The following is a 15140-nucleotide window of genomic DNA, read 5'->3' as shown; positions in this document are numbered from 1 at the left end:
TTACTTTCTTGCAATATCTACATCCATGTCTCCTGAAAACATGCTAACCGTTTGTTTATAAACAGTTTTAAATCCACACCTAAGTGCAGAATCACTAACTTCTCCTTGTCTCAAACTAAAATCAAAACCTTTTAAAAAACTAGGCAGCCATGAAACAACTATCTCTTTAGGTTTTGTATCTTCACACGTTAACCCTTCAGAGATGCACATAAAAACACCACCTGGATTTAATGCATCATATATTTTTTTCATAATAAAATCCATATTATGTTTAGCAAAATTCAAAGTAGCTATGGCAAGAATAAAATCATAATCCTTTCCTATATAATCCTTTAAATAGTCTCCTGTTAAAACTTCAACACGGTTTTCCAGTTTATTTTCTTTAATTGATTCATCTGCCACCTTCCCAACATCGGCCGCATCAAAAATAACTCCCTTTAATTTTGGATTTTTCTTAATAATCTCTATTCCTATTAACCCAGGACCGCCTCCTAGATCAAGCATTTTTTTAAAGTGTAGAAATTCAGGTAAATCAGATACCATTTCTGCTATTTCTTTGGCTCTTCCTCCCTTCTGCCCAGTTTTTAAAATCTCAGTCCAATCACCAAATACTGCATATGCCTCCAGACCTTCTTTATCTGACTCCTCATTTTTAGGTCCTTCTTTTATTAACTTTACTATATCAAGTCCATCATAACCTGAACTGCTATTATAAATTCTCAAATGATCACCAATAAACCAATCAGAGTCTTTTACAAGATATCTGTTTGATAATGATGAATTCCTATAAAAGCCCTTCTCTTTATGTAACAGTTCCATCCCTGCCAAAGCATTTAGCAGCCATTTTGTATTATCCCGATTAAGCTTTAGATTTTCAGCAACTTCAGTATATAGCTTTGATTCTTTTAACTCTGAAAATATATTAAGCTCTATCGCTGCAAATAATGTTTTAGTATACATAGGCGCATAAATCATATCAAGTAACTTCTTTACTTTTAAATCTACAAAAGAATTACAATTCATAAAACCTCTCCATTTCTATCCTAAAAAATAATTTTAGTCTTTCTACACATTATATAAATTTCTAATAAAGCATTTAAGCTAATTCCCACATGTCAACAGTTGAAATATTATTATTTGAAATTGAACAACCCATACATTTATTTTTGCACCCCATATTCGGTCTTACCTTTCTAACATATCCAAGTTTTTCTAAATATTCCATTTGCACTTTTAAAGTATCTGTATCTGTATTAAGAATATCAGCCATTTCATTCATTAAATATGTTCTTTCTTTATTTAATAAAGCTAAAATTTCAATCAACATAAGTTTTCACCTTTTCACCCTAAAATATTAAAAGTCCAACATGGTATGCTATTGCAGACATAAGTAATGCAATTACTATATAATAACCAACAATACGTAAGGTCCATTTAGCAGAGTGTGATTCCTGCAATGTAGAAACAACTGTTAAAAGACAAGGAACATTAAAGAAGAACGCATAAACAAACGCTAATGCTTCTGCTTTTGAAATACCGGCTTGCAGTGCACCTCCAATTCCCGAAGTAGTTACGACTGCATTATTAGAAATGACATCCCATATACCTGCTATTTGGCCAGGGGAATTAAACAGAGATGCCAAAACACCAAGCGCAGCCTCTTTACCCATGGCAGCAGCTAAAAACGCCATAAACGTCTGCCATCGCAAACCAAACCACATAGTAACAGGTTCAATAAATGTTCCTATTTTATAAATTATACTGTTTGTAATATCACCTTCTTTAGTATATGATAATGCCCAAAAGACAACTGCTACAATTACAATAGTCTTTAATGCACGCTTAAGTACATCCCCCATACGGAGAAAGACAAATCGAAATAAATTTCTGTATTTAGGTTTATGATACGGCGGTAATTCCATAATCAAACCATTCCTGTCATTTTCTTTTATTAAATACTTTCCAAATATTTTAGAAGTGATAAACATATGTAAAAATGCTATTGCAAACAGTGATATAACTACTAAAAATGCCGTGCTTCCAAAGAATACAGTACTTACTAATCCAATTACACTCCATGTGGCCGCACAAGGAATAACCCAAGAAAGTGCGATTGTTGTTACACGCTGTCCCCATGAATCTATAACTCTTGTTCCGCTTACACCACCAATATTGCATCCGAAGCTTACCAAAAACGGCATAATTGCTTTTCCCTGTAATCCAAGTTTGGACATAGTATTATCAAAAACATAAGAAATACGGGCCATATAACCAATTTCTTCAACAAATCCAAACACGAGGCTAATGCCAAATACAAAGCTGACCATCATCAATGCAAAAACAACAGCTGTTAATATGCCATCACGAATCAATGAAATAATTATTACCGGTACACCTATAGCAGATAAACCATTAGAAATTGGCAATACAATAATGCTCTGTAAGTAACCAAACAATCCCATAATTGGTATAGCAACTGCCATAGATATAATAAGACCTAAGACAATAACACCTATAGCCAGCGGCTTCCCCCAAATCTTACTAGTTGCAATACGGTCAAACCGGTTTATTTTTTTATTATCATTTTTAGTTTTTATTACATTCTCTTTTAATAAACTTTCTATCCATTTGAATTTGCTGTCTGCTGTTAATAAGCTTCCATTTTCTACTTCTTTTAATAGCTTATTAATTTCATTCCAGTCCATCGCACTTATATTAGACTTAACAGTCTGTATCACCGGAGGATCCTGTTCCAGCAACTTTGCGGAAAGCCAGGCTGAGGAGAAAGCTCCGATTCCATCTTTAGGTAATAAACTAAATACGGAGCTATATATGTCTCCTATATTTGTTTGATACATGCTAAAAATATCTTTTTCATCTATTTTACAAGACATGGATGCTGTCTTTTCCAGTATATTTAAAAAGCTATCATAGCAACCTCTATCTGAAGCAACAATTGGAATTACAGGAATACCAAGTTTTTTTGAAATTTTATCACTATTAATTTTTTTGCCTTGTTCAGTAGCTACATCCATCATATTTAGTAATAGTAGTACAGGTGTTTTTATACCTGCATAATCAGCAAGCATAAATAAACTTCTTTCAAGTTGAGATGCGTCTGCAAAAATACAAACTAAATCAGCATTGCCACTTGTAATATAATCTCTTGTAACAATTTCCTCTTCAGAATTTGCAGATAAACTATATGTACCTGGTAAGTCCATAACTGTATAGCTATTACCATTATAGTTAAAATAACCTTCTTTTTTTTCTACTGTTTTTCCCGGCCAATTTCCCACATGCTGACGGGAACCAGTTAAACCGTTAAATAATGTAGATTTGCCTATGTTCGGCTGGCCAAGAAGGGCTATTGTTATATTTTTCATTCTGAAACCACCTCCAACATTATTTTTTCGCACTCACTTCGATTGATGGCAATCATTGTATCTCGGCCAAATACTAAAACCGGATATTTTTTTTGATTCTGTATAATTTCAACGTTACTTCCTACAGTAAGCCCTATTGAAGTAATTCGGCTTAAAAAACGTGAATCTCCTTTAATCGAAGTAATTTTACCCTTTTCACCTTTATTCGCTGAGCTCAATTTCTTCATATTCTCTCCTCCTAAACTTTGAATTTAATATAACTAATATCATATATAACTTTTTATATCCCTTTTATTATTTTTTTGTTAGATTGTTCTAACTTTATGATAATTTTTTTGAGGTTCCTTTCGGCACCTCATCCAAAAATTATTCTTTACTAATACTTGTATTCTCTTTATGGGTTTAAAATCGTTTCCCAACCTGCCATAAAAAATTGTTTTAGGCTATCTACATAACTGTCTGCAACTTCTTTTGACATATCATGTTTAACCACTTCAAAAACAGCTGTAAAAAATGCACTTGCAATAATATGCAATAGTTCAGGTGTAGCTCTACCGGTAACCAAAGCATCATTTCCTGTGGATTTAATAAATTTCAAAGTATACTCCAACTCAATTTCCACCAGATCATGAATAAAATCTGAGAAGGCTGTTCCATCTGCACATGAAACAAGCAATTTAAATTCATCAAAATAATCATATATGAAATTAACAAGCCCCTTTACCTCATCAGTTGTATAATTATATAAAATCCCCTTTTTTACATCTTCAGGTAGACTATCAAATTCTTGCTGCCCTGACAAAAATATATCTTTTAACCCACTAACTGCTGGAAGAACTAAAGCTTCAAACAAAGCATTTTTATCTTTATAATATCCGTAAAACGCCCCTGTAGTAACACCAGCACGTTTTACAATATTTCTCAAAGAAGCATCATTGAAACCCCTTTCTAAAAATTCTTTTTTACCTTCAGTCATTATTTTTTGTAATGTATTTAAATCATCACTGCTCATATTATCACCACCAAAATATAACAGTGTTATATAACACTGTTATATTACACTAACTTATTTTTTTTGTCAAGCAACTATTACAAAATTTAACTATAATAAAATAACCTTCATTATAAGGAATTCCAGAATAACAGTTTTTCATAAAAGCTTTTGAAGAAAAAATGAAATTATAGGGAAGGAGTAATAAGAAACATTAGAAAAATAAATCGAAAAAAAACTTTCTGAAAAACAGGCTGATATATTTATTAACACATGTATCATAACAACAATTTTAATTAAATATTTTCAATCCGATAAAATGGTTAACAGCAAAAATAGCTTAAGAGATAGACATTTATTATATAAAAACTGCAAATATATTTATATAATAATCTATTAATATAGGGCAGATTTAATAAATCTGCCCCCAATTTTTTTACCTATATATACTAGAGAGTACGTAATTAATCATTATCAAGATTTACAATAGTTCTCCCTTTTAATTGTCCATTAAGAATTTTTTCTATTTTATCATCTAATTCCTTCAAAGTCACTTCTTCAACATTCTCATGCAAATTATCAGGTTTCCAATCCGCTGAAAGCTTATCCCATAATTCTGTTCTCAAATTCATAGGGCATTGAACAGAATCTACCCCCATTAAGGAAACACCTCGTAAGATAAAAGGATATACAGTAGTTAAAAGCTTATGGGAGGCTACATTTCCGCAACAAGTTACACAACCTCCATATTGAGTAGATTTTAGAACTGTTGCTAAAATATTCCCTCCTACCGTATCAATAGCACCTGCCCATCTTCCTTTAATCAAAGGTTTTCCTGACTGGTCATCTAACTCATCTCTTAAAATGATATCTTTTGCTCCCAATTTTAGTAGCATATCTTTCAATTGAGACTTACCTGTTGCAGCTATAACATTGTACCCCAACTTACTTAAAATAGAAACAGCTACACTTCCAACTCCACCTGTAGCACCTGTTACCAAGATTTCTCCATCATCAGGTTTTATTTTGTAATTTACTAGTTTACTTACAGAGAGTGCTGCCGTAAATCCTGCCGTGCCTAAAATCATACTTTCTTTTAATGAAAAGTTTTTAGGTAATTTCACAATCCATTCAGCTGGTACCCTGATATACTGGCCAAATCCCCCAGATGTGTTCATGCCTAAATCATACCCTGTTACAATTACCTGATCTCCTATTTTAAAATTTTCATTCGTGCTTTCTTTCACAATCCCGGCAGCATCTACTCCAGGAGTATGAGGATATTTTCTCGTTACCCCTTTATTACCTGTAGCTGAAAGAGCATCCTTATAATTTAAGGAGGAATATTTTACATTAATCAAAACATCACCTGAAGGTAAAGAGGAAATATCTTTAGTCACAATGTTTCTTGAAAATTCTCCATTTTCGTTTTCACTGACTACTATAGCTTTAAAATTCGTTGTCATTTTCAGTTAACTCCTTTCTCTTTACAATAAGTTAAATATTAAACTTATTGTAACACGACAATAGTTTTGTGTAATTTGTAGTAAAAGTTACATCTATGTTTTACATTTCTATTATATAAAAAATTATTATAAATATATTAAAATACTTATATGAATAACCGTAGTCCTATTTATATTCAGTAATTTTAAAAACTAAATCTTTTAATTAGTATTAATTACTGAATATAATATGTTATCAGATCAATAATCATCATCTACTATCTATTATCGTTAAATTATTTTTAGGCATTTTGTTCATTTATGTTACGCATATTTTATTGTACATATTCTTTATAGCTTTAAAATCTTCCCATGCATCTTTTTTCTTATCTGCATCTCGTAAAATTGCTGCTGGATGATATGTTGCTATTATATTAAATTTACCTTTACTGTACCAGATTCCCCTATTTTTAGTAATTCTAAAATCTTTCTGAATAATATTTTTAGCTGCGACAGCACCTAAGCATACTATTATATCAGGATCTATTATTTTTACCTGCCATCTTAAAAACTCAATGCAATTCTTGCTTTCTTCTTCTAAAGGATTTCTATTGTTTGGAGGCCTACATTTAACAATATTAGCAATGTAAATATCGTCTCTTGTTAACTCAACTGCTTTTAACATCTTGTCAAATAGTTCTCCTGCCCTACCTACAAAAGGTCTTCCTATTTTATCCTCATTATATCCCGGACCTTCTCCTATAAACATAATACGATTACTTACGTCCCCTTCTCCAAATACTACATTGGTTCTGGTCTCTGATAAGGGACATCTTCTGCATCTTTTTACTATTTCTTCTAATTCCTTTAGACTATACACATTATCCACCATATAAATACTTTATTTTATCTTTATCTATAATTTATAAAAAGACTTTATTTATCTGTTATTTTGTTATTATTATAGTCCTTTTTCCTATTTAAAACAATAATCTGTCTTAACCTTATCCAATATTTTCCCTATTTTAAAATTCCTTATAATACTTTTTATAGTGTCTTTATCCATTTAAAGGCAATCCTCCAAAGACAACATTTTTAAATCAGATGATATAATTTTAAAAACTTTCAATTTTAATGATTATATTTCTTACTGTATATCCTTAAGTAAATTTTGTACATTTTTAAGGTCATGTCCTGTAGGACTTTGAAAAATGCGAAGATCAAACTGAGGAAGAATTGCAAAGATATGATCAAATATATCTGCTTGTATATCTTCATAATCCTTCCATACTGTAGTATTTGTAAAAGCATAAATCTCAATTGGCAGTCCGTGTTCTGTAGGATTAAGCTGTCTAACTATCCTAGTCATGCTCTTATGAATTTTAGGATGATTTTTCAGATAGGCATCCACATATGCACGGAATGTACCAATATTTGTCAATGCCCTCCCATTTACCACACTTGATTCATCAATTTTATGCCTCTTATTGTAAGTGTCAACCTCGTATACCTTTTCTTTCAAATAATCTCTAATATATTGTACTTTTTCATATCTTTCCAGCATTTCCGTATCACAAAACTTAATACTGGTCATATCAATATAAACAGACTTGGCAATCCTTCTGCCTCCTGCTTCTTGCATAGGTCTCCAATTTTTAAACGACTCAGATACAAGTGCATACGTTGGAATTGTAGTAATTGTATTATCCCAATTCTGGACTTTTACTGTATGCAGGGTGATTTCTGTAACTTCTCCATCTGCGCCATGTTTTGACATCTCAATCCAGTCTCCCAGACGTACCATATCATTTTCAGTAAGTTGAAGGCTTGCAACAAAACCTAAAATGGTATTTTGAAAAATAAGTAAAAGCACTGCAGTTGCAGCTCCTATACCTCCTAGTAAAAGCAGCGGAGATTTATCCATTAGGGCACTTAGAATAATTATAGCACCAATAATATATGCAACAATTTTCAGAACTTGTAGATATCCTTTAATTGGTCTGAACTTTGAAATCTCATAATTACTATAAATATCATCTATAGCGTCCAAAAGTTTATCCAGAGCCATAAGGATTCCAAATACAATTAGGCAAAAAGCTATACGCCGAATCCATTCTTGTGCAGCAGGAAATGTCGGTGCAAAGGAATGAACTATAAGTGCAGGAATTACAAGAATCAAACGTTCAAATACTTTATGATGCAAAATTATGTCATCCCATTTTGTTTTACTTTTTGCTATGATTGCACTTAAGATTTTAAGTAAAATTTTAATGGCAATAAAATATGCAAGCATACTGACAATCACGATAAAAATGAGTATAACCACACCGGAAATATATTTACTTATTGTTTCACTCAATCCTTGTGCAATTAAAAATTTATCAAACCATTTAATCATTCTTATAACTATTCCTTTCATTTATGTAATATTTTTATAACTAGAATTACATTGCTAAATTACAATTATCTATAAATTTTATTTTTAATTTAAACATAAATCACTACAAGTTTTTATTAAGAGAATCATTCAAGCCTTTCCATTATTTTCAGGCTATATCCAATACGTTCAATCTCTTTTCGGTCTAATATCTCCCCTTCCGGCGGCCTTTCATTTAATTTAAAAACAATAGCAATCTGCCCTATTTGTTGGAAGAATTCAATTCTATTCATTAAAATATTATCTTCCAATAATTCTGACATAATTTCAGCTGTAGCTTTATGACCAATTGCTGATATAAATCCATTTTTCTTTATATATTTTTTTGCTGTTTCAGAATCTATATCTTTTATCCTATATAATCCATTTGTAGTAGCTACTGTACCATTAAATAATCCAATCGGTAAATTATCGTTTATCATAACATATCTGCCTTTCTTTATTTAGAATAATTATTTATACCCTAAAATATAATCAACTAAAATTATATCTGATATTTTGTTATGTATATGCTCTATGTTTATTATATTGCTTAATAAAAGTTAAGTTTATCCAATTAAGTTTTAAAATTTATTTTAAAATATTAATACTTTACAAAATTTATTTAGTATACTGAGTTTTTTAATCATAAAACCCTAGATTTCTCTAGGGTTTTTATTTAGTATAAATTTATAAGATTAAAGTCTGAATAAAAGTATTCTATATCATTTCCATACTAGATTCAAGACTGTGCTTTACTCTATCAGCTTCTTCTGCTCGTTTTGAATTATTCCATGAATCTAAAGTTCCAGTTAAATACCCTGTAATCCTTCGTATTCTTTCAAATGGCTCCGGCTGAAAATGATAGCTTAAATCTACATAATCATCATCTAATTTAATTTCAAGGCTTGCAATCTTACGATTGTATTTTTCTTCCAAATATTTAACATATGCCTGCTTCTCTTTTTGATCAATCTCTTGACCTTTTACGATAATTTCCATTAATATTCCCCCTATCTATTGTGTTCTATTCCATTTTACCCCTATATATTGTGGAAGTCAATCTATTTAAAAAATTTTCATTTAATTAAGCTGTAATAAAAATATTAAATATTTTTATTACAGCTTAAACCGGATTTATATAATTTAATAATTTAACTTTATCTATAATTAGCTAATCTATTAACTCATAAATATTAAGAAGTTATTTGTTATTATTGCTAAATCTGGCCTTGTAGCATTATCGTATGGTGTCCATAATTCCTTTTTTCTTCCATCTCTTTCTGTTACAGTCATAGATAATTATTAGAGTCAGTTAAAAAAATTTATGATTACATATATTGAGGAATATAATTTACATTAAGAAAAATAAAATAAGATAATAGAACAAAACATATTTTGACCCTCACCCAACCCTCTCCCCTATAGGAGAGGGAATTGGTTTTTTATTAAATGTGAGAATGAGGACTTTTAGATGAGGGTACTAGAATCTATGCAAAAGTAATAACTGTCCCCGCGTTTCCATCAAGAGCATCCGTTGCTTTATATAAGGAGGTACATATAGCTTTTTAGTTGGAATTACTCTTACAAATTTCATTGCAGTCTGTACTTTTAGAAGTATGCTTCCGGGTATGAAATGACTTTCTTCTATATATTGCGCTGCTTCTTCTAATGTTATTTTATCAAGGTTTTCCTGATTTGGCTTATTAAGGTTTATGGCTATTTTTTCTAATTATTTCTATCTAATACATATTCATAGGCTTTAAATTTTCCGCTCTACTCTCCCAGATAAACTCCTTGTTTTTCAGGTACAGATCTTGGAAATCGATTCCCAATATTAGAAAATATTTTTGTGCTGTTTCATTTCATTTTTTCCCGGTACTACACAAAAGATTATTGGAGGATAAAGTAATGCTCCTTCTAATGCTATTTCTCCGAATTCTTTTTCTGAGTCAGTCTATATAACTGCCTCCATATCTGCAAGGATTACTACAAACCCGAAACACGGATGTACAAACTGAACAATTAGGATTATACATATAGGTTTCAATTTGTCTCAAAATTCTTCAAAAAATATATTTTTTTAACAAAAAAAATCATAAAAAATTTAATTTTTATGATTTTTAAAGTATTTTTATGTTCAGTTGTAATAAAATATTTTAAAATTTATCTTGGCTTTGAAGTATCAATCTTTCAATAAATTTATCAATGTTGACCTGACCTCCCGCCAAACTCTTTTTTCTGACATAATCCATTTCCTTTTTTACGCTTTCAAAATCAAAGAAAACATTAGAATAATTTTGAAATATATCATTATAGAAGTCTTCTATTCCTAAATAAGCCATATTAATAAGACCTTTTTTTATAGCTCTTCTTATTCTTTGCTTTAATATCTTTGGATTTTCATTAATCTGTATACACATTTCAGGAATAGTTTCATGAGTATAGTCGGAATTTTTATTCATCAAATATTCGCATATAAGCAAAATGTCACCAGTCCCTTTTTCCCCTAACATTCCAAGCATATTCAACAAATATTTTATTTCTTTTAATTTATCAGGTTTTGATTGTTCTTTTATTTCTGTATTGCCAAACATTTCTTTTATGTTTGATAATAAATTTGCCATCTGTATTTTTTCAGCTACAAGTGCTGTAACTTTCTCAACTTCTATTATATTTATAGGCTTAGTAATAAAAAATTCAATACCTGATTTATAAACTTCAGAAATCAATTCTTTATCTGATATTTGTGAAATCATTATAAAATTAATCATAGGCTTAATGGTTTTTATTTCTTTTACTAAACTGTTTCCATCTTTTTGAGGCATTAAAAAATCAACAAAAACAATATCAGGACTTTTTAAAATAATATCTTTTAAAGCCTTCTCACCATCATAAGAATAACCTACTACTTCACCAATATCCTTTTGCTCAATAATATTAGTCAATATTTTTACTATATTAACATCATCATCTACAATGTAATATTTCATTACTGATCCTCCTTTACTAAACAAATCTCAGTAATCTTCGGAATGTTCTTTAAATATACACACTTTTCCAAAAAATAAACATTTTATAATTTTTAACTTTATTACAAATATTTTTAAATATATTTCTATAAAAATATTAAGATATAATGATTCCTATAATTAAAACAGCGTTGCTGAGAGGAAGAAATCATTGAATCATGCTTGGATAACCTGAGTCATGATATAATGTTTTCTATGATTAATACAGCGTTGCTGTAAGGAGGAAACCATTGAAACATGTTTGGAGAACTTGTGGCATGTTATAATAAAAGCTTCCTATTATTGTATATAATATCACATTTTTTCATAGTGCTTCACAATGCTTCAAAAATAATCATAATTTTACTGATTTAAATAAAGATTCTCAATTGTCAGAGAACTAACGGGAATTTTTACAGTAAAAATTGTTCCTATTTTTTCTTCGGATTTAAAAGAAATACTTCCTTTAAATACATCTTGAATTAAATCTCTAACTAAAGTCAGTCCCACGCCTCTGCTTATATCTCCAGTTTCTTTGTCAAATTTAGTGGAAAATCCCGGATTGAATATATAATCAGCATTACTACTTTTTATTCCATTTCCATTATCTATAACTTCAATAATATAGTACCCTTCTATTTGAAAAACTTTCAAATTAACTTTACCATTTTTTTTACCATCTAAACTCTCGATAGAATTTACTGTTAAATTTTTAAGAATAGACATTAAATAAAAATGTTCTTCTATATAAAAATTAGTTTTAACCTCTGTATAGAAAATTATATCTAAGTTTTCATGTCTTATTTGTTCATCAATATCAAATTTTAAAATACGAATAATATCACGAATACTCATCTTAGAAACATCAAGCTGCTCAATGGAAATATCTTCAAGACCTGCTACTACTCTCATATATCCTTTTTTTATTTCATGAATATCTTTTGAAATATCCAAGGCTAATTTTTTTAATTCATCTAAATAATTTTGTTCTTCTATAATCTTATATGCTTTAAAAGCTTTTTTAGTAATATCTTCAATTTCGTTCATATTTTTATTCATGATATAGATTTCACTTTTAAAGCTAGATGTCAAAATCATAAGTTTACGATATCGTGCCTCATGGTCCTCTTTTATTAGAAAAGCTTTGTAATGTCTGAAAATCATTGTAATTACCAAAACAATAATTGACCTTATTAAAGCTATTATAATTAATCCTTCAATAATTTTTACATTATATTTTATAACGCTTGTCCTAACTGACATTTCCGCTATGTTAGAAATGAAATCACAAGCTAAGATTGTAAAGAAAAATCTGGTATAATCCTTTTCCCTGTTATAATAAAGAAAATAATAAACAATTCCGTAAGTAAAATAAAATACAACATCCGGAGAAACAAGTGCTAAGGATTGTTCTAAATCGCCTATCTGAAAATACACTATCAGCTCTCTGAAAACCGGAGATACAATCCCTGTTACTATAGCTGTTTTTATAGGATTTAATTTATAATAATTGTCTAGAAAAATAGGGAAAAGAATAATAGAAAGTGTAATAATAAAGCCTTTTATAAATATATCTATATTAAATAATGATGCAAATGCTATGGAAAAAGCTACGATAAAAGTATGCTTTAATTTGTTCATAAATAAGCCTCCTAAAAAACGATAAAAATGCTAATAACCTACAGGTATTATATATAATTTTATAAAAATGCAAAACCACATTTTATATAAACCTTAGAAAAACTTCTAAAGCCAAAAATTCCGTATACTTAAATATAAAAGATTTCATAATTCTATTAGTAATTTTAAAATTTATTTATTGTCCTTATTTTCAACACAAAATTCATAAGTATACTTAATAATTGTTAGTATAAAATTATTTACAAAAGAAAAATAAAATTTAAAAAGACTTACTTATTTAACTACAATGATCAAGATAGAGAAATAAAGCTATAAATCTAAAATTAATTTAATAAAAATAACTTATATTCCTTTAAACGCTACCTTATCATATTTTTAACTTTAAAATTTGTTTTAAAGTGTATATATTCCGTTATTTTGAATTTTTATTTTGAATAATCATATGGTACTAAATATTCTTTAGGAAGTAAAATATATTTTTATATTTTATAAAAATATAACGTGAGAGTAAAACCCTCACGCCTATTCTAAATTATTAATCTTACATATTTTTAAGTATAATTGCTTTACTGCAATTCAAATTCATCTTTGCCGACTCCGCATAACGGACAAACCCAATCTTCAGGTAAATCTTCCCATTTTGTACCTGGCTCAATTCCATCAGATGGAATACCTTCCGCTTCATCATATACATAACCGCAGACACTACATACATATTTGTTCATAACTTGACCTCCTTGTTTTAATTCAAATTTAAATTGTTTTTTTGTTTAATAAGTATATTTTTAGTTTTACCCAATACTTGCACAAAATAAACAATTATTCAAAATTATTTAATCCCCATCTCGCTTTGTTTTTTTACATCATATCATATAGTTTAAATATCATTTATCTTTTCTTTTATTTGTTTCATTAATTACATAGTAAATAAATTCATTTACCGTTGGAATATAATCTTTACAAGGAATCTTGTTTTGATATGCTTTTGTAATACCATCATCATGTGGATTTTTATATGCCATATTTATCGCTTCCTGCATTTCATTTTTTAATTTGGCAACAGTAATTCCATTTTTCTTTGCAATTATATATATATCTTCCATGCTCATATAATATCCTACAAAATATAGGACTTATATTAGTCCCATTATAACAAAAAATAACTTTAAAATAAAGAATATTAGGACTAAAACAAGTTCAAAAATTTAGGAGGAGTTTTTCATATGTATGAGCAAAAAATAAAATCAGATAATTTAATTTCAATTGGTAAAAATATACGTGAAATAAGAACCTCTAAAAAAATTGGGCAAACAGAACTTGTACGTTTATTAAATTTAAAAGGAATTTCTATTACACGTGAATCTCTAGTAAAAATCGAACGTGGAATACAACACATATACGCATCTCAACTTAAAGGAATTAAAGAAGTATTGCATACCAGTTATGATGAATTACTGAAATAGCAGAAAGTATGTACTTATTTAGAAGCTTTTACTTTGATATCTGGTCTTTTATCGCACTAAACTTTCTGCAATAGTGCATATATCCTTATACCAATTTTCAAAAACTTCATGACTTGCGATTCTTTGCGGATGATAAAATGAAATAACAGGAGTTTTATTTTCTTTTCCATAAAATTGAGTATAGAAATAGTTAAATCCGTTTATTGGCGGCTGCCATTTAGTCAATGTATTTTCTCCTAATATTTCTTCATACAATAAATCAGCATTTTTACCCGTTCCACGACCACAGCAAATAATAATATCCGGACGATAAATATTAAGCTGCTCCAGAAGATATTTTGAATCATTTATTGCATATTTACGAATTTCCTTATCATTGGCTTTACTATCGCCGCCTACCTTTTTTAGATTTATAAAGCTAATTCTGCTGAGCCAATATGTTTTATCTTTTTTAGAAACATGGACTGGATACTCCCCACCTTCTAAAATACCTTTTGTCCATCTTGAAATATTATTCCAAGTTTTCCAATATGTAGGGCTTGATTCAGATAAAATCCAAGCCTTCATATCAACATCCTCGTTTTCCCAATTAGCTTCTTTTAGAACAAAAGTTATCTTAATTTTTTGTTTTTCCCAAACTTGAGGATTAACAACTCCATCTTTTATAAAATAATCATAATTACGTTCTTTTTTCCATTTACTGAATAACTGTTCTTCTAAATAAGCTATATCATTCTTCATCAAATTTTCCATAATTCCTTGTACCTCATATAGCTAAAATAATGCG

Annotated in this window: 15 protein-coding genes and 1 pseudogene; 1 reads left to right on the top strand and 15 read right to left on the bottom strand. The window is 29.2% G+C overall.

Annotated features, from left to right (window positions below; all coding sequences use genetic code 11):
• The 14 genes and pseudogenes from K292_RS0105500 to K292_RS16095 form a co-directional block, all read right to left on the bottom strand.
• Positions 1–1023 (bottom strand): class I SAM-dependent methyltransferase, encoded by a 1023-nt coding sequence (locus K292_RS0105500; protein ID WP_027398998.1) that lies wholly within the window; start codon positions 1021–1023, stop codon positions 1–3.
• A gap of 73 nt (positions 1024–1096) precedes the next feature.
• Complete coding sequence (locus K292_RS0105495) at positions 1097–1327, bottom strand: FeoC-like transcriptional regulator (RefSeq protein WP_027398997.1); 231 nt, start codon at positions 1325–1327, stop codon at positions 1097–1099.
• A gap of 19 nt (positions 1328–1346) precedes the next feature.
• A complete protein-coding gene (feoB, locus tag K292_RS0105490; RefSeq protein WP_027398996.1) occupies positions 1347–3386 on the bottom strand; it encodes a ferrous iron transport protein B in 2040 nt (679 codons plus the stop codon).
• Entirely contained in the window at positions 3383–3613 is a 231-nt protein-coding gene (locus K292_RS0105485) for a FeoA family protein (protein ID WP_027398995.1), read from the bottom strand. The genes feoB and K292_RS0105485 overlap by 4 nt, the downstream gene beginning before the upstream one ends.
• Positions 3614–3780: 167 nt before the next feature.
• On the bottom strand, positions 3781–4398 hold the full coding sequence (locus tag K292_RS0105480; protein ID WP_027398994.1) for a TetR/AcrR family transcriptional regulator: 618 nt from the start codon (positions 4396–4398) through the stop codon (positions 3781–3783).
• Positions 4399–4841: 443 nt separating this feature from the next.
• Positions 4842–5843 carry a YhdH/YhfP family quinone oxidoreductase gene (locus tag K292_RS0105475; protein WP_037372610.1) on the bottom strand — a complete coding sequence of 334 codons (1002 nt, stop codon included), beginning with the start codon at positions 5841–5843 and terminating at the stop codon, positions 4842–4844.
• Positions 5844–6141: 298 nt separating this feature from the next.
• Positions 6142–6702, bottom strand: a complete 561-nt coding sequence (locus K292_RS0105470) for a uracil-DNA glycosylase (RefSeq protein WP_027398992.1) — start codon at positions 6700–6702, stop codon at positions 6142–6144.
• Positions 6703–6969: 267 nt separating this feature from the next.
• Positions 6970–8220, bottom strand: a complete 1251-nt coding sequence (locus K292_RS0105460; RefSeq protein WP_027398991.1) for a mechanosensitive ion channel family protein — start codon at positions 8218–8220, stop codon at positions 6970–6972.
• A 125-nt stretch (positions 8221–8345) separates the two neighbouring features.
• On the bottom strand, positions 8346–8681 hold the full coding sequence (locus K292_RS0105455; protein WP_051280391.1) for a YddF family protein: 336 nt from the start codon (positions 8679–8681) through the stop codon (positions 8346–8348).
• A 277-nt stretch (positions 8682–8958) separates the two neighbouring features.
• A pseudogene (nrdD, locus tag K292_RS19515) lies at positions 8959–9084 on the bottom strand (anaerobic ribonucleoside-triphosphate reductase); the annotation flags it as partial.
• Positions 9085–10397: 1313 nt separating this feature from the next.
• Complete coding sequence (locus tag K292_RS0105445; RefSeq protein ID WP_027398988.1) at positions 10398–11231, bottom strand: DNA-binding domain-containing protein; 834 nt, start codon at positions 11229–11231, stop codon at positions 10398–10400.
• A 381-nt stretch (positions 11232–11612) separates the two neighbouring features.
• Entirely contained in the window at positions 11613–12890 is a 1278-nt protein-coding gene (locus K292_RS0105440; protein WP_027398987.1) for an ATP-binding protein, read from the bottom strand.
• A 566-nt stretch (positions 12891–13456) separates the two neighbouring features.
• Entirely contained in the window at positions 13457–13615 is a 159-nt protein-coding gene (gene rd / locus K292_RS18200; RefSeq protein ID WP_084145904.1) for a rubredoxin, read from the bottom strand.
• 159 nt (positions 13616–13774) lie between these two features.
• Complete coding sequence (locus K292_RS16095; protein WP_051280389.1) at positions 13775–13999, bottom strand: sporulation initiation factor Spo0A C-terminal domain-containing protein; 225 nt, start codon at positions 13997–13999, stop codon at positions 13775–13777.
• A gap of 114 nt (positions 14000–14113) precedes the next feature.
• Here K292_RS16095 and K292_RS0105425 point away from each other — a divergent pair, with 114 nt between their 5' ends.
• On the top strand, positions 14114–14353 hold the full coding sequence (locus K292_RS0105425) for a helix-turn-helix domain-containing protein (protein ID WP_027398986.1): 240 nt from the start codon (positions 14114–14116) through the stop codon (positions 14351–14353).
• A gap of 48 nt (positions 14354–14401) precedes the next feature.
• On the opposite strand, the gene K292_RS0105420 is transcribed toward K292_RS0105425, so the two are convergent.
• On the bottom strand, positions 14402–15106 hold the full coding sequence (locus tag K292_RS0105420) for a hypothetical protein (protein WP_027398985.1): 705 nt from the start codon (positions 15104–15106) through the stop codon (positions 14402–14404).
• Positions 15107–15140 lie beyond the last annotated feature (34 nt).

The organism is Anaerovorax odorimutans DSM 5092 (assembly GCF_000426305.1).
Lineage (GTDB): Bacteria > Bacillota > Clostridia > Peptostreptococcales > Anaerovoracaceae > Anaerovorax > Anaerovorax odorimutans.
This window is presented reverse-complemented; position numbering and strand designations above follow the sequence as displayed.